The organism is Streptomyces sp. 2114.4, assembly GCF_900187385.1.
GTDB lineage: Bacteria > Actinomycetota > Actinomycetes > Streptomycetales > Streptomycetaceae > Streptomyces > Streptomyces mooreae.
Window position 1 is genome coordinate 5577154 of sequence record NZ_FYEY01000001.1, and the last position, 14749, is coordinate 5591902.

General features: G+C 71.1%; 15 protein-coding genes. 9 read left to right on the top strand and 6 right to left on the bottom strand.

Annotated features, from left to right (window positions below; all coding sequences use genetic code 11):
- Positions 1-2 precede the first annotated feature (2 nt).
- The 4 genes from CFW40_RS24705 (at position 3) to CFW40_RS24720 (ending at position 3455) form a co-directional block, all read left to right on the top strand.
- A complete protein-coding gene (locus CFW40_RS24705) occupies positions 3-923 on the top strand; it encodes a F0F1 ATP synthase subunit gamma (RefSeq protein WP_088800056.1) in 921 nt (306 codons plus the stop codon).
- A gap of 5 nt (positions 924-928) precedes the next feature.
- Positions 929-2371 (top strand): F0F1 ATP synthase subunit beta, encoded by a 1443-nt coding sequence (gene atpD, locus CFW40_RS24710; RefSeq protein WP_088800057.1) that lies wholly within the window; start codon positions 929-931, stop codon positions 2369-2371.
- Positions 2372-2479: 108 nt separating this feature from the next.
- Positions 2480-2863: a F0F1 ATP synthase subunit epsilon gene (locus CFW40_RS24715; RefSeq protein ID WP_018087383.1), complete on the top strand. Its 384-nt coding sequence runs from the start codon at positions 2480-2482 to the stop codon at positions 2861-2863.
- Between the two features lie 148 nt (positions 2864-3011).
- Positions 3012-3455: a DUF2550 domain-containing protein gene (locus CFW40_RS24720; protein ID WP_088800059.1), complete on the top strand. Its 444-nt coding sequence runs from the start codon at positions 3012-3014 to the stop codon at positions 3453-3455.
- 225 nt (positions 3456-3680) lie between these two features.
- On the opposite strand, the gene CFW40_RS24725 is transcribed toward CFW40_RS24720, so the two are convergent.
- A complete protein-coding gene (locus CFW40_RS24725) occupies positions 3681-4373 on the bottom strand; it encodes a response regulator transcription factor (RefSeq protein WP_088800061.1) in 693 nt (230 codons plus the stop codon).
- Complete coding sequence (locus CFW40_RS24730) at positions 4370-5644, bottom strand: sensor histidine kinase (RefSeq protein WP_088800062.1); 1275 nt, start codon at positions 5642-5644, stop codon at positions 4370-4372. The genes CFW40_RS24725 and CFW40_RS24730 overlap by 4 nt, the downstream gene beginning before the upstream one ends.
- 132 nt (positions 5645-5776) lie before the next feature.
- On the opposite strand from CFW40_RS24730, the gene CFW40_RS24735 reads away from it, so the two are divergent.
- Positions 5777-6361 carry a hypothetical protein gene (locus tag CFW40_RS24735; protein WP_088800064.1) on the top strand — a complete coding sequence of 195 codons (585 nt, stop codon included), beginning with the start codon at positions 5777-5779 and terminating at the stop codon, positions 6359-6361.
- 30 nt (positions 6362-6391) lie between these two features.
- Here the strand turns inward: CFW40_RS24735 and CFW40_RS24740 are convergent, their stop codons facing one another.
- The 3 genes from CFW40_RS24740 to CFW40_RS24750 all read right to left on the bottom strand — a co-directional run bounded on the left by CFW40_RS24740 (position 6392) and on the right by CFW40_RS24750 (position 8592).
- The gene (locus CFW40_RS24740) at positions 6392-6964 is read right to left on the bottom strand and encodes a cob(I)yrinic acid a,c-diamide adenosyltransferase (protein WP_088800066.1); all 573 of its coding nucleotides are present in this window, start codon (positions 6962-6964) and stop codon (positions 6392-6394) included.
- Between the two features lie 9 nt (positions 6965-6973).
- Positions 6974-7735, bottom strand: a complete 762-nt coding sequence (locus CFW40_RS24745) for an ABC transporter permease (protein ID WP_088802351.1) — start codon at positions 7733-7735, stop codon at positions 6974-6976.
- 74 nt (positions 7736-7809) lie between these two features.
- A complete protein-coding gene (locus CFW40_RS24750) occupies positions 7810-8592 on the bottom strand; it encodes an ABC transporter ATP-binding protein (RefSeq protein ID WP_088800067.1) in 783 nt (260 codons plus the stop codon).
- An 80-nt stretch (positions 8593-8672) separates the two neighbouring features.
- Between CFW40_RS24750 and CFW40_RS24755 the strand changes: the two genes are divergently transcribed.
- The 4 genes from CFW40_RS24755 to CFW40_RS24770 all read left to right on the top strand — a co-directional run bounded on the left by CFW40_RS24755 (position 8673) and on the right by CFW40_RS24770 (position 13839).
- Positions 8673-9314: a TetR/AcrR family transcriptional regulator gene (locus CFW40_RS24755; protein ID WP_088800068.1), complete on the top strand. Its 642-nt coding sequence runs from the start codon at positions 8673-8675 to the stop codon at positions 9312-9314.
- A gap of 212 nt (positions 9315-9526) precedes the next feature.
- Positions 9527-10375, top strand: coding sequence for a 3-hydroxyacyl-CoA dehydrogenase family protein (locus tag CFW40_RS24760; RefSeq protein ID WP_088800070.1), 849 nt, complete (start codon positions 9527-9529; stop codon positions 10373-10375).
- 147 nt (positions 10376-10522) lie between these two features.
- Positions 10523-10846 (top strand): STAS domain-containing protein, encoded by a 324-nt coding sequence (locus CFW40_RS24765; protein WP_088800071.1) that lies wholly within the window; start codon positions 10523-10525, stop codon positions 10844-10846.
- A gap of 356 nt (positions 10847-11202) precedes the next feature.
- Positions 11203-13839, top strand: a complete 2637-nt coding sequence (locus CFW40_RS24770) for an ATP-binding protein (protein ID WP_088800073.1) — start codon at positions 11203-11205, stop codon at positions 13837-13839.
- Positions 13840-13962: 123 nt separating this feature from the next.
- On the opposite strand, the gene nucS is transcribed toward CFW40_RS24770, so the two are convergent.
- The gene (gene nucS, locus CFW40_RS24775) at positions 13963-14625 is read right to left on the bottom strand and encodes an endonuclease NucS (RefSeq protein WP_088800075.1); all 663 of its coding nucleotides are present in this window, start codon (positions 14623-14625) and stop codon (positions 13963-13965) included.
- Positions 14626-14749: the final 124 nt, after the last annotated feature.

Below are 14749 nucleotides of genomic sequence, written 5' to 3' on the forward strand. Positions count from 1 at the left end.
CCATGGGAGCCAAGCTCCGGGTCTACAAGCGTCGCATCCGCTCCGTCACCGCGACCAAGAAGATCACCAAGGCGATGGAGATGATCGCCGCCTCGCGCGTCGTCAAGGCGCAGCGCCAGGTGGCGGCGTCGACGCCGTACGCGAGTGAACTGACCCGCGCGGTGACAGCGGTTGCCACGGGCTCGAACACCCAGCACCCGCTGACGACGGAGGCGGAGCGTCCCTCGCGGGCCGCGCTGCTGCTCATCACGAGCGACCGCGGTCTGGCCGGCGGCTACTCCTCCAACGTCCTCAAGGCCGGTGAGCAGCTCACCGAGCGGCTCAAGGCCGAGGGCAAGGAGGTCGACGCCTACATCGTCGGGCGCAAGGGGGTGTCGTACTACAGCTTCCGCGAGCGCAAGGTCGTGGAGTCGTGGACCGGCTTCACCGACAACCCGACGTACGCGGACGCCAAGGCGATCGCCGCACCGCTGATCGACGCTGTCCAGCAGGACACCGCCGAGGGCGGCGTGGACGAACTCCACATCGTCTACACCGAGTTCATCTCGATGATGACGCAGACGGCGCTCGACGACCGGCTGCTGCCGCTCAGCCTCGACAAGGCGGTGGCGGAGTCGGAGGAGTCGGCCAAGGGCGAGATCCTTCCGCTGTTCGAATTCGAGCCGTCGGCCGAGGACGTCCTCGACGCCCTGCTTCCGCGGTACGTCGAGTCGCGGATCTACAACGCGCTTCTGCAGGCCGCCGCCTCCAAGCACGCCGCCACGCGTCGTGCGATGAAGTCGGCGACCGACAACGCGGAAGAGCTCATCAAGTCGCTCTCGCGGCTTGCCAACGCGGCCCGACAGGCCGAAATCACCCAGGAAATCAGCGAGATCGTCGGTGGCGCCAGTGCTCTGGCCGACGCGACCGCGGGGAGTGACTGACCACTATGACCACCACTGTTGAAACGGCCACGGCAACGGGCCGCGTCGCCCGGGTCATCGGCCCGGTCGTCGACGTGGAGTTCCCCGTCGACGCGATGCCGGACATCTACAACGCGCTGACCGTCGAGGTCGCCGACCCGGCGGAGCAGGGCAAGCTCAAGACCCTGACCCTCGAGGTCGCCCAGCACCTGGGCGAGGGCCTGGTCCGTGCGATCTCCATGCAGCCCACCGACGGTCTGGTCCGCCAGGCCACGGTGACCAACACCGGCACCGGGATCACCGTCCCCGTCGGCGACATCACCAAGGGCAAGGTGTTCAACACCCTCGGTGAGATCCTGAACAAGCCGGAGGCGGCGTCCGAGGTCACCGAGCGCTGGGCGATCCACCGCAAGGCCCCGACCTTCGACCAGCTCGAGTCCAAGACCGAGATGTTCGAGACCGGCGTCAAGGTCATCGACCTGCTCACCCCGTACGTCAAGGGCGGCAAGATCGGTCTGTTCGGTGGTGCCGGTGTCGGCAAGACCGTTCTGATCCAGGAAATGATCTACCGCGTGGCCAACAACCACGACGGTGTGTCGGTGTTCGCCGGTGTCGGCGAGCGCACCCGTGAGGGCAACGACCTCATCGAGGAAATGACGGACTCCGGCGTCATCGACAAGACCGCGCTGGTCTTCGGTCAGATGGACGAGCCCCCGGGCACCCGTCTGCGTGTCGCCCTGGCCGGTCTGACCATGGCGGAGTACTTCCGCGATGTGCAGAAGCAGGACGTGCTCTTCTTCATCGACAACATCTTCCGCTACACCCAGGCGGGTTCCGAGGTCTCCACGCTGCTCGGCCGTATGCCGTCCGCGGTGGGTTACCAGCCGAACCTGGCGGACGAGATGGGTCTGCTGCAGGAGCGCATCACCTCGACCCGTGGTCACTCGATCACCTCGATGCAGGCGATCTACGTCCCCGCGGACGACCTGACCGACCCGGCGCCGGCGACCACGTTCGCCCACCTGGACGCGACCACCGTTCTGTCGCGCCCGATCTCGGAGAAGGGCATCTACCCGGCGGTCGACCCGCTGGACTCGACGTCCCGGATCCTGGACCCCCGCTACATCTCGCAGGACCACTACGACTGCGCCTCGCGCGTCAAGACGATCCTGCAGAAGTACAAGGACCTCCAGGACATCATCGCGATTCTGGGTATCGACGAGCTCGGCGAGGAGGACAAGCTCACCGTCCACCGCGCCCGTCGTATCGAGCGGTTCCTGTCGCAGAACACCCACGTGGCGAAGCAGTTCACCGGTGTCGACGGCTCGGACGTCTCGCTCGACGAGTCGATCACCGCGTTCAACGCGATCGCGGACGGCGACTACGACCACTTCCCCGAGCAGGCGTTCTTCATGTGCGGTGGCATCGAGGACCTGAAGGCCAATGCCAAGGAGCTGGGCGTCTCCTGACCCCGGCACCGGTCCCGGGGGCGGCCCTGGCCGCCCCCGGCCCGTACGACCACTAGTATTTGACCCAACATCTGCCGAGCCAGGCAGGTGGAGACCCGAGGAGCCATCGTGGCTGAGCTGCACGTCGAGTTGGTCGCCGCGGACCGTCAGGTCTGGTCCGGCGAGGCCAGCCTGGTCGTCGCGCGCACCTCGTCGGGCGACATCGGCGTCATGCCCGGACACCAGCCGCTGCTCGGCGTGCTGCAGTCGGGCCCGGTGACGATTCGTACGACCGGCGAGAGCGGGGACGGCACCGTCGTCGCCGCGGTGCACGGCGGCTTCATTTCGTTCGCCGACAACAAGCTGTCTCTGCTCGCGGAGATCGCGGAACTGTCGGACGAGATCGATGTCCAGCGCGCTGAGCGGGCCCTGGAGCGAGCGAAGTCGGACGCTGACGCGGCCGCCGAGCGTCGCGCCGATGTCCGGCTGCGTGCGGTGACGGGCGTTCACTGAGCCCCGTCGCCGACGAGATCGATCCTCAGCCGCGGGCTGCCCGGAGTTGTCCGGAGCGGCCCGCGGCTGAGGCAATGCAGATGCGTTACTCTCCTCCACGCCCGACCGGCGCGGGGGAACCCCCATCGAGGCGAGGAGGTCGGTCGAGATGGTCCTCGCTCTGCTTGTGAGCGGCGTGGTCGTGGTCCTGGTGCTGCTGGGGCTGTTCGTCTTCGGACTGAGGCGGCGGCTGATCCAGCGGTCCGGTGGCACCTTCGACTGCAGTCTGCGCTGGCATGTGCCGGAGAACGAGACCGGTGGCAAGGGCTGGATCTACGGTGTGTCGCGCTACAACGGCGACCGGGTCGAATGGTTCCGGGTGTTCTCGTACGCGCCCCGGCCGCGCCGCCTCCTGGAGCGCTCCGCCATCGAGGTCCTGGAGCGCCGCACCCCGCAGGGTGAGGAAGAGCTGGCGCTGCTCTCCGACTCCATCGTGCTCGCCTGCCGGCACCGCGGCACCCGCCTGGAACTGGCGATGAGCGAGGACGCGCTCACCGGCTTCCTCGCCTGGCTGGAGGCGGCCCCGCCCGGCCAGAGAGTCAATGTGGCTTAGAAAAAAGCGTCTCGCTGGATGGGGGTGCCCCCGGACGAAGTCTGGGGGAGGGTGAACGTGGCCTGAATCGGGTGGGCCGGGGAATATCCTCGGTCGCTGCCGGATTGTGGCCCCGCAAGGGGGCCGTGCGTCCCCTACGGGATGCGTTCGGCCGGCCCCTACGGCTCCGCGGCCGCGGCCTTGTGCGTCGCCGCCGCGCCACCCCTCCGGGGCCCGCCTCGCCCCCTACGGCCCGTCCACCCCCAACTCCTGTGCCAGTACGGCCGCTTGCACCCGGCTGCGCAGGTCCAGCTTTGCCAGCAGGCGGCTGACATGTGTCTTCACGGTGGCCTCCGCCATGGCCAGTCGCAGCGCGATATCGGCGTTCGAGAGCCCCCGCCCCAGGCACCCCAGCACTTCCCGCTCGCGCGGCGTCAGCGGGTCCAGGACCGCCGGATCCAATGTCCCGCCGTCCCGGGCAGGCCTCCGGAGGGCCGTACGCGGACTGGCGAACTCCGCGATCAGCCGCCGGGTCACTGCCGGAGCGATCAGTCCCTCGCCGGACGCCACGGTGCGCACCGCGGTCAGCAGCGCGGCCGCGTCGCTGTCCTTGAGGAGAAAGCCCGCCGCCCCCGCCCGTAGCGCCCCGAAGACGTATTCGTCCAGGTCGAAGGTGGTCAGTATCAGCACGTCCGCCAGTTTTTCGGCGACCACCTGCCGGGTGGCGGAGACCCCATCGAGGCGGGGCATCTGGATGTCCATGAGGACGAGGGCGGGGCGCAGCTCGCGGGCGAGCCGTACCGCCTCCTCGCCGTCCTCGGCCTCCCCGACCACCTCGATGTCGGGGGCGGAGCGCAGGATGAGGACGAGTCCGGCCCGTACGGCGGACTGGTCCTCGGCGACGAGAACCCGGATCGGCTGCGCGTCGGCGCCTGTCATCGTTGTTCTTCCTCCTCGGCGGCGGGCAGCGCTGCCCGCACCAGCCAGACTCTGCCGGCCGGCCCGCTCTCCGGGCCGGCCTCGAATGCTCCGCCCAGCAGGGCGGTCCGCTCGCGCATCCCGACCAGGCCGCTGCCGGAGCCGGGCGCACGGGGGCCGGGGCGGTCGGCGTACGGGCTGCGGACGGCGACGGTGAGCACCCCGCCGCGGTCATGGGCCAGGCGCACCCGCACCTCGCCGGGTGCGGCGTGCTTGAGCGCGTTGGTCAGCGACTCCTGGACGATGCGGTACGCGGCCAGGGCGACCGGCGCCGTCGGCTTCGGTCCGGCTCCGGGCCCCTCCGGGCTCCGGGCGTCCTCCAGCTCAAAGGTGAGTCCGCTGCTGCCGCCGCTCGTACGGGCCTGGTCGATCAGGGCGTCCAGCCCATCGAGCGTGGGGGTCGCCGCGGGCTCCTCGTCCCCGTCGGCCGTCTTGGGGTCCCGCAACAGCCCGATCAGACGGCGCATTTCGGCCAGACCTTGCACGCTGTTCTCACGGATCACCCCGAGCGCTTCGCTGGTCGCCGTCGGGTCGTCGATGGACTGCGCGGCGGTGGAGTGGATGGCGATGGCGGACAGATGGTTGGCGACCATGTCGTGCAGCTCGCGTGCCATCCGGGCCCGCTCGCCGACCACGGCCTGCGTCCGGTCGATCTCGGCCAGCAGCGCGATCTGCTCGGCCCGCAGCTGCGCGGCCTGCGCGGCGTCGCGGTGGTTACGGATGATGAAGCCGGTCCAGGCCGGGGCGATGGTGATCAGCGCGATGCTGATGATGACCATCACGACCTGCGGGTCCTGCCAGGCCGCGGTCAGTGCGATGGCCGCCAGGACGGTGACCAGGACGGAGTGCGGCGGGATCCGTCGGGCCGCGTTCGCCGGTCCGTAGAGGACCGCCGCATAGACGACGTCCGTGAACATCAGGACGGTGGCGACCAGGGTGCCGGCAGCGATGTCCAGCGCCAGGGCCGGCACCGCGAGGGCCAGCGCCGCCATCGGGGCCGTGCGGCGCATCAGCGCCGCCACCGACATCACGGTGAGTGCGACCAGGGTGAGCGAGGGGGACAGCCCCAGGCGCGAGGGTCCGCCGTGCAGATTCATCGCCCAGAGCAGCAGTCCGCCGAGCAGCCCGCCGCCCGCGATGAGCACATCGAGACGGTGCGGCCGGCCGGGCGCGGCGGGGGATCTGGCGGTCACCCCTCCATCAAACACGGCGCCGGGGTCCGCTGCCCCCATGTCCGGGGCATCCCCGAAGGCCGTGCGCTACATCGAAAGATGCAGTCCGGATCATCGCGCGCGACGACGTGGCGGGCGCCGGCCGCTGGAAGGCTTGAGGTGTTCGGTGGAGAGCCCTGAAAGGAGACAGCCGTGATCGTCGCGCTGATCATCGCCTGCGAGGTCGGCTTCTGGGTGCTGCTGGCCCTCGGCCTGGCGCTGCGCTACCTGGCCAAGATGCCGCGGACCGGGGCGGCGGTGCTCCTGATGGAGCCGCTGCTGGAGCTGATCCTGCTGATCGTCACGGCGATCGACCTCAAGAACGGCGCGCCGGCGGACTGGAAGCACGGCCTGGCCGCCGTCTACATCGGCTTCACGGTCGCCTACGGCCACTACACGATCAAGTGGGTCGACGGGCACGTCGCGTACCGCTTCGCCGGCGGCCCGCGGCCGGTGAAGCGGTACGGACTCGACTACGCCAAGCACGAGGGGAAGCTCCTGCTGCGCACGGTGCTGATGGCCGTGGTCGCGTGCGGGCTGCTGCAGGCCGCGATCGTGTACGTCGGGGACGGGGGTGACACGGCCTCGCTGCACGAGTGGCAGGGCACCTCGCTGAAGATCGTCAGCATCCACGCGGTGATCGCGCTGACCTACCTCATCTGGCAGAAGAAGGACCCGCGCGGCCGGACCAAGGTCCCCGGAAAGGCGCCTCGGCCGCAGCAGAAGACGCTGCGCTAAGAGGCGTTCGGGCCGGGTGCCGGTGGCCGCTCAGCGCTCTCCGCCGGGCACCCACAGCACGTCGCCGACCTCCTTGTTGGCCGTACGGGCCAGGATGAACAGGAGGTCGGAGAGGCGGTTGAGGTAGGTGGCCGTCAGCGGGTTCATGGTCTCGCCGTGCTCCTCGAAGGCGGCCCAGGTCGCGCGCTCGGCGCGGCGGACGACCGTGCACGCCTGGTGCAGCAGCGCGGCGCCGGCCGTACCGCCGGGAAGGATGAAGCTGCGCAGCTTCTCCAGCTCGGCCAGGAAGCGGTCGCAGTCGGCCTCCAGCTTGTCGATATAGCTCTGCTCGACGCGCAGCGGCGGGAACTCCGGGTTCTCCACCACCGGTGTCGACAGGTCGGCGCCGACGTCGAACAGGTCGTTCTGCACCCGCAGCAGCACCGCCGCGACGTCCTCGGGGAGCGAGCCGAGCGCCAGGGCGACGCCGATCGCCGCGTTGGCCTCGTTGGCGTCCGCGTACGCCGAGATCCGCGAATCCGTTTTGGCGGTACGGCTCATATCGCCCAGGGCGGTGGTGCCCTTGTCGCCGGTGCGGGTGTAGATGCGCGTCAGATTCACCATGGTGCGAGCCTACGCCGCGGACCTGCGGAAGACCCGGGTGCAGTAGGTCACGGACAGGGCGGCGAAGGCGGCCGCCACCAGCACGCCGTAGAGCACGGCCGAGGAGGCGTAGGAGCCCACGAAGGCCGCGCGCACCGCGTCCACGAGATAGCGGAACGGCATGAAGTGCGACAGCACATCGAGCCACTTGGGCCCCAGCGACATCGGCAGCATCAGCCCGGACAGCAGCATCGAGGGCATGGTGACGGCGTTGATGACCGGTCCGAACTCCTGCGGTGTGCTGACCTTCAGCGCCAGTGCGTACGACAGCGAGGCCAGCGCCACGGTCAGCACGGCGACGAACGCGAAGCCGATGAGGATGCCGGGCAGCGGTGCCCGCAGCCCCATGGCCAGCGCGGCCAGCACCAGCAGCGCCGCCTGGAAGACGAACAGCGCGGCGTCCCGCAGCACCCGCCCCAGCAGCAGGGCCAGTCGGCTCACCGGCGTCACCCGCATCCGCTCCACGACCCCGTACTGCTTCTCGACGATGATGCCGAAACCGCAGAACGAGGCCCCGAACAGGGCGAGTTGGAGCAACAGCCCGGGTACCAGCACCTGCCAGGAGCTGCCGGACGAGGACAGCGGCAGATCGGTCAGCAGCGGCCCGAAGAAGAGCAGATACAGCAGCGGCATCAGCACGCCGAAGAGCATCTGGAGCCTGGAGCGCAGGGTCTGGCGGGCGTACCGCCCGAAGATCAGCGCGGTGTCGGAGAGGAGGGAGGAGAGGGAGATGGGCGAGGGGGACGAGGAGGGGGAGGGGGAGGGAGATGAGGGGGACGAGGTGGGCGAGGTGGACAAGGGGGCTCCTAGATGGCGACGGGGGCCGGGTCGTGGGGTGCGGCGCCGCGCCCGGTGAGGGCGAGGAAGGCGTCCTGCAAGGACGCGTCGGGGGAGCCGGCGTGGGCGCGCTTGAGGGCGTCCGGAGTGCCCTCCGCGACCACCACGCCCTTGTCGACGATCACCAGCCGGTCGGCCAGCGCATCGGCCTCGTCGAGGTAGTGGGTGGTCAGGAAGACGGTGGTGCCGTGTTCGGTGCGGATCCGGCGGACCAGGTCCCACAGATCGGCGCGGCTGCCCGGGTCGAGCCCGGTGGTCGGCTCGTCGAGGAACAGCACCTGGGGACGGTGGGTGAGCCCCATGGCGAGGTCGAGCCGGCGCCGCTGGCCGCCGGAGAGCGTGGCGGTCTTGCGGTCGAGCAGTTCGTCCAGGCCCAGGTCGGCGGCCAACTCCTCGGCACGGGCCAGGGCTTCGGCCTTGCCGAGGCGGTAGAGGCGGGCCTGGGTGACCAGCTCCTCGCGCAGCGAGACATGGGGGTCGACGCCGCCGGACTGGGCGACGTAGCCGACGGCGCGGCGTACGCCCGCCGGATCGCGGACGAGGTCGCAGCCGGCGACGGTCGCGGTGCCTCCGGTGGGCGCCAGCAGGGTCGTGAGCATCCGCAGGGTCGTGGTCTTCCCGGCGCCGTTGGGGCCGAGGAAGCCGAGGATCTCGCCGCGCTCGGCGGTGAGATCGATCCCGCGTACCGCTTCGACGGTGCCGCGTGGGGTGGTGAAGGTCCGGGCTAGCCCGGACGTGTGGATGACGGACATGCTCACAGAAAAACAGAGTGACTGAAAAATTGCAACGCCCCCAAAATTTCATGGAGCCCAAAGAAGGGTAGGGTGAGGGCATGGCAGAAGGGCTCAGGGAGCGGAAGAAGCGGCAGACCCGCCAGTACATCTCGGACGTGGCCACCGGCCTGTTCCTGGCGCGGGGCTTCGACGCGGTGACCATCGCGGAGGTCGCCGAGGCCGCGAATGTCTCCGTGAACACCGTCTACAACTACTTCCCGGCCAAGGAAGACCTCTTCTTCGACCGGAGCAAGGGCATCGTGGACCGGCTCTCGCGCTTTGTGCGCGGCCGGGGGGCCGGGGAGTCGGCGGCCGCCGCAGTGCTGCGGGAGCTGCGCGAGGAGGTCGAGGCGGTTTCGCCGCGGGTGGGCCTGATGGAGGGTTACGACCAGTTCATGCGGGTGGTGCACGGGGCGCCCACCCTCAAGGCCCGCCTCTGGTACATGCAGCAGGAGACCCACCTCAACCTGGAGGAAACGCTCCGGGAGGAGACCGGCGCCGCGGCCGACGATCCGCTGCCGGGCCTGATGGCGGGCCAGATCGGCTGGGTGCACCAGAGCCTGATGGGCTGGATCACGCACCAGATGCTCGCCGGCCGCAAGCCCGCCGAGGTCTCCCGCGAGGCTCTGGTCCTCCTCGACGAGATGGCGGAGCTACTGGGGGAGAAGGTCCTCAACTACGCCGTACGGGCGACCGGCTGACGGCGGGCGCTCCCCTTCCGCACGCCGCCCGGAGGTCCCGGCGGTGTGACGTCCGTCATGGATAATCGGCGCCGTGGCCCGAAGCGCCTCGTTACGGGGCGGTGGTCGGGCGACGGGCGGGCGTGACGCGCATCTCTTACCCGCCAAACGATCGCCCACGAGCGCTAACGTCACCCAGGACCGTCAAATGCACAGGGTGTGAGGGGACAGCAGTGGCAAAGAAGCTCGCCGTCATCGGGGCCGGACTCATGGGGGCCGGTATCGCGCAGGTCTCCGCCCAGGCGGGCTGGGACGTGGTTCTCCGCGATGTGACGGACGAGGCGCTGGCCCGGGGCAAGGGCGGTATCGAGGCCTCGTTCGAGAAGTTCGCCGCCAAGGGCAAGCTGTCGGCGGCCGACGCCGAGCAGGCGCTGGCCCGCATCACGACCACGACCGACCTGGAGGCCGTCGCCGACGCCGATATCGTCGTCGAGGCCGTTTTCGAGCGGATCGACGTCAAGCGCGAGATCTTCCAGTCGCTGGACAAGCTGGTCAAGGACGAGGCGGTGCTGGCCTCCAACACCTCGGCCATCCCGATCACCAAGATCGCCGCGGCCACCTCCCGTCCCGAGCGGGTCGTCGGTACGCACTTCTTCTCGCCGGTGCCGATGATGCAGCTGTGCGAGCTGGTCCGCGGCTACAAGACCAGCGACGAAACCCTGGCCACCGCCCGGGAGTTCGCCGAGTCGGTCGGCAAGACCTGCGTCGTCGTCAACCGCGATGTGGCCGGCTTCGTCACCACGCGCCTGATCTCGGCGCTGGTCGTCGAGGCCGCCAAGCTCTACGAAGCGGGCGTGGCCAGCGCCGAGGACATCGACACCGCCTGCAAGTTGGGCTTCGGCCATGCGATGGGACCGCTGGCCACCGCCGACCTGACGGGCGTCGACATCCTGCTGCACGCCACCGACAACATCTACACCGAGTCCCAGGACGAAAAGTTCGCACCGCCGGAGATCATGCGGCGAATGGTCGATGCGGGCGATATCGGTCGCAAGAGTGGGCAGGGCTTCTACGAGCACTGAGGCCGCGTCAGCCCCCTCGGGCCGGCGGTGTCGCCCCGAGGGGTGAATTCGGTATCGGTTCGCTTACAGGCGGCAACTTCGCCGTATGAGAGGCAGTCAGTTCTGTAGACGTTCAGGCGTCACCACCCATGACATCGGGGAGCGCATATGCACATCAGGGGCGACCACGCCGAGCTGGTTGTCGGGGGCCGCCTCGACGTCCGCAGCGCGGCGGACGCCCGTGCGGCCCTGCACGCCGCCGTCGACTCCGGTCGGGGCGACCTCGTGCTGGACCTGGCCGAGCTGAATTCCTGGGACGCCACCGGCCTCGGCGTGATCATGGGCGCGCACCGCCGCGCCGGCCGGGTGGGCCGCCGGCTGGTGCTGCGCGGAGTGCCGCCCCAGATGCAGCGCCTGCTCGTCGCCACCCGGCTGCACCGCATCCTCGCCATCGAGGGCGGCATCGAGGCGGAATCGCTTCCCCGGGTGTAGAGGCGGGCGGGGCGGGCCGCCCGGCGTCCCGCGCCCGGCTCCGGCCTCCCGCGCCCGGGTCCGGGGTGTTCCCCGGGCGATCAGGATCGCGCCCGAAGCGTGAGGAAAACTGAAGAGCCGGGCCACGGAAATGTCGTGAACCGCGCGATACCGACCAATCCAGGAAGTTCCGGTCAGAGCTGCCCCCCGGCGGTACACCTGCCCGCTCTCCGGGTCTAAGGTTCGGTTCCCGCCCGTATGTCATCATCCGCGGCGGGCACCGGACCAGACGCGACGGCTGAGGACGACCTGCCGGAGCCGGGGGAGTGCGGACGGCCGGAAGCGCAGTCGGCACGCCAGATCTGGGAGCTTGCAGCATGGACCCGAACAGCCACCGGGGACCCGAGGAGTACGGCGCGCAGGGCGGCCCCGCCGAGCCGCCGGTCCCCGCGTTGGGCGGCGCGCGCAGCGGCTCCGGCGGGCAGGCCCGCGTCGTCCGGCTCGTCTCGGGCCCCTACCTCGTCACCGTCAACCCCGTCGACGGCAGCGAAATAGAACCCTGCCCGCCCGGGGAGCGCCCCGAGGCCCCCAGCAGGCTCGACCCGCAGGAGCGCGCCGCGGCCGCCCGCGCCGCCGCGCCCCCGGGCCCGCCGGGGGACGCCGGTCACGAGGGCGTGCTCGAAGAGCGCACCGAGGACACCGAACGCCTGGTCCGGCTGCTCTCCCGTGGCCGCTCGGTCCGCGTCACCGGCCCCTCCGGCTCGGGCCGCACCCGGCTGCTGGACGCCGTCGCCACCGCCTGCGCCGACCTCGCCCCCGACGGCGTCATCCGGCTCTCCGGCTACCACCGCACCGTCACCGACCTGCTGTACGCGCTGTTCGCCGCCGTGTACCGGGCCCCGCAGCACCGCCCCGACCGGCCCGAACTGCTGCGCATGATCGCTGAGATCGGTGCCATCGTCGTCCTGGACGACCTGGAATTCGGCGGCGCCGCGCTCGACGAACTGCTCGACGCCACCCCCGAATGCGCCTTCCTGATCGCCGCCACTCCCGACGTCGCGGCGCCCAGCCCCGGCTCGCACCTCGAAGAGGTCTTCCTCGGCGGTCTCGGCCGGGCCGGCTGCGCCCGGCTGCTGGAGCGCGCCGTGGACCGGCCGCTCACCGACGACGAGGAGGCCTGGTCCGCCGACCTCTGGTTCGAATCCGAGGGGCTGCCGCTGCGCTTCGTGCAGGCCGCCGCCCTGCTGCGGCAGCGTGACCGGATGCGGGGGGCGCCGGGTGCCCTCGACGACGGCTACGGCCTCTTCCCCGAGGAGGGGGCGGCCCACACCGACACCGGCACCGACACTGCGGCCGATACCACTACCGCCGCCACCGACGGCGACGTCGAGCCCGGCGAGCAGGCCGACGTGCCCTTGCCCTCCCTCGGCGAGGCCGCCGCGCCCGCCCCGCTGCTCGCTTCCCGGCTGGGCGACGCCGCCCGGGAGACGCTGCGCTTCGCCGTCGCGCTCGGCGGTGAGCTGCCCCACCAGGCGCATCTGCCGGCCCTCACCCAGGACACCCACGCCGACGCCGCCCTCGGCGAGCTGCTGGCCTGCGGCCTGATCACCCCGGTCGGCAGCCACTACCGGCTCGCCGCCACCGTCCAGGAGCAGTTGGAGGCGGCCGGCTACGCGGAGGGCGCGGCCGCACGGGCGCACACCGCCGCTCAGCACTACGCCTGGTGGGCCGGCCACCCCTCGGTCACGCCCGAGCGGGCCGCCGCCGAATCCGATGTGGCACTGGCAGCCATGGGCGCACTGACCGGAAGCCGGGAGAGCGGGCACGCCAGCGCGGCCGTGCTGCTCGCCCGCACGGCCGCCCCGGCGTTCGCCGCCGCCCTGCAGTGGAACGCGTGGGAGCGCACCCTGCGGCACGGCCAGGAAGCCGCGCGGCTGGCCGGGGAGGTCGCCGAAGAGGCCTACTTCCACCACGAGCTGGGCGTCCTGGCGCTCTGCACCGGCAGCCTGGACCGGGCGCGCGCCGAGCTGGAGGCGTCCATCGGGCTGCGCGGGGTGCTCTCCGACCGCCATGGCGCGGTGGCCGGACGGCGGGCCCTGGCGCTGGTCACCGACCGTTCGCGGGCCGAGGCGGCCGCGGCGGCCACCACGGCGCTCCCGCAAGCCGTCGCCGCGGCCTCCGCGGCGTCACCGGACGCACGGAAGAAGCCGGCCGCCACACCGCGCGACGGCGCCTCGACCGCCAAGCTGCGGGCGGCACGGGCCGAGGAGACGGCGGGCACGATCACCGCCCGGGGCGCCTCCGCGACCGCCGCCACCACGGCCGTCCCCGCGGTGGCCGGGAGCGGCACCAAGACCGGCGGCAAGGGCGCCCTGCGGGTGTTCGGCGGGGCGCGCCGCAATGTCGTGGCCGCGGGCGCCGGCGCGCTGCTGGCGGCCGTCCTCGGCACCGTCGTCACCCTCGGGGCGACCGGTGGTGACCACCCGCACGACGACAAGGTCAGCACCGAGCAGACCACGGACGACGGCGACAGCAGCGACCTGCCGGCCGAGCAGCCCGCTACGGGCACCAGCCTGCCGCCCACCGGCCCCGGCACCTCCCGGCCCGGCACCCCCGCCCGCTCGCAGAGCCCGTCGCCGTCCGCGAGCGACCCCGCCACCAGCGGTTCGCCCACCGACCCCAGCACCGGGCCCACGAGCCCGACGGGCGAGCCGACCGAGCCGACCGGGCGGCCCACTTCGCCCACCGGCCGGCCGACCCGTACGCCTTCGCCGACCGACGAGCCGTCCACGAGTACCTCGCCGACGGATTCCGGCGAGCCCTCGCACAGCGAGGACCCCACGGGCAAGCCCACGACCCAGAGCCCGTCGCAGTCGGCCGCCAACCCCGCCGGCAGTTCCTCCAGTGGCAGTGGCACCACTCCGTCCGGTGGATCACCGGCGACGGGCGGCGGCACGCCGTCGGACGGAACGGCCCCCTCCGGCTCCGGTACGCAGAGCGCACCGGCCGGCTGACGGCCCCGCCCCGTCCCGGCCGGCGGCCGGGACGGCAAGACAGCACGAGGGCCCGGTACACACGTACCGGGCCCTCGCGCTGCGCGCGCAACCGTGCGGGCCGCCGCTCCCGGGGCCGCGGGGTCAGAACAGACGCAGCTTGTCGTCCTCGATGCCACGCAGCGCGTCATAGTCCAGGACGACGCAGCCGATACCGCGGTCGGTGGCCAGCACCCGCGCCTGCGGCTTGATCTCCTGGGCCGCGAAGATGCCCTTCACCGGCGCCAAGTGCGGGTCGCGATTGAGGAGTTCGAGATAGCGGGTGAGCTGCTCGACTCCGTCGATCTCACCACGCCGCTTGATCTCGACGGCGACGGTCTGGTTGTCGGCGTCCCGGCACAAGATATCCACCGGGCCGATGGCAGTGGGGTATTCACGCCGAATCAGCGAGTATCCCTCGCCCAAAGTTTCGATCCGGTCCGCCAGCAGCTCCTGGAGGTGCGCCTCCACCCCGTCCTTGATGAGCCCCGGGTCGACGCCGAGCTCGTGCGAGGAGTCGTGCATGACCTCCTCGAGGGTGATGATCAGCTTCTCGCCCCCCTTGTTCTCGACGGTCCACACCTCCCCGTCGCCCTCCTTGAGAGTGCAGGGCGGCGACATCCAGTTGAGGGGTTTGTAGGCCCGGTCGTCCGCGTGAACGGAGACGGAGCCGTCCGCTTTCACCAGGATGAGGCGAGGGGCCGAGGGGAGATGGGCGGTGAGCCGGCCCGCGTAGTCCACGGAGCAGCGGGCGATGACGAGACGCATGGGGCGAAACGCTACTCGACCGGAGGCCCCGCACGCGATTCGCCCTGGATCACGGGGCCTTTACGGGGGAAATCCCCGCACCCCCGGCGCTCACCAATGGCCGGTTGTATGTGCAATCTCCTGG

What these genes read in the sequence shown, in the direction of transcription:
- CFW40_RS24705 (WP_088800056.1), top strand. Translation starts at nt 3, where the DNA reads ATGGGAGCCAAGCTCCGGGTCTACAAGCGTCGCATCCGCTCCGTCACC.
- atpD (WP_088800057.1), top strand. Translation starts at nt 929, where the DNA reads ATGACCACCACTGTTGAAACGGCCACGGCAACGGGCCGCGTCGCCCGG.
- CFW40_RS24720 (WP_088800059.1), top strand. Translation starts at nt 3,012, where the DNA reads ATGGTCCTCGCTCTGCTTGTGAGCGGCGTGGTCGTGGTCCTGGTGCTG.
- CFW40_RS24725 (WP_088800061.1), bottom strand. Translation starts at nt 4,373, where the DNA reads ATGACAGGCGCCGACGCGCAGCCGATCCGGGTTCTCGTCGCCGAGGAC.
- CFW40_RS24730 (WP_088800062.1), bottom strand. Translation starts at nt 5,644, where the DNA reads ATGGGGGCAGCGGACCCCGGCGCCGTGTTTGATGGAGGGGTGACCGCC.
- CFW40_RS24740 (WP_088800066.1), bottom strand. Translation starts at nt 6,964, where the DNA reads ATGGTGAATCTGACGCGCATCTACACCCGCACCGGCGACAAGGGCACC.
- CFW40_RS24750 (WP_088800067.1), bottom strand. Translation starts at nt 8,592, where the DNA reads ATGTCCGTCATCCACACGTCCGGGCTAGCCCGGACCTTCACCACCCCA.
- CFW40_RS24755 (WP_088800068.1), top strand. Translation starts at nt 8,673, where the DNA reads ATGGCAGAAGGGCTCAGGGAGCGGAAGAAGCGGCAGACCCGCCAGTAC.
- CFW40_RS24765 (WP_088800071.1), top strand. Translation starts at nt 10,523, where the DNA reads ATGCACATCAGGGGCGACCACGCCGAGCTGGTTGTCGGGGGCCGCCTC.
- CFW40_RS24770 (WP_088800073.1), top strand. Translation starts at nt 11,203, where the DNA reads ATGGACCCGAACAGCCACCGGGGACCCGAGGAGTACGGCGCGCAGGGC.
- nucS (WP_088800075.1), bottom strand. Translation starts at nt 14,625, where the DNA reads ATGCGTCTCGTCATCGCCCGCTGCTCCGTGGACTACGCGGGCCGGCTC.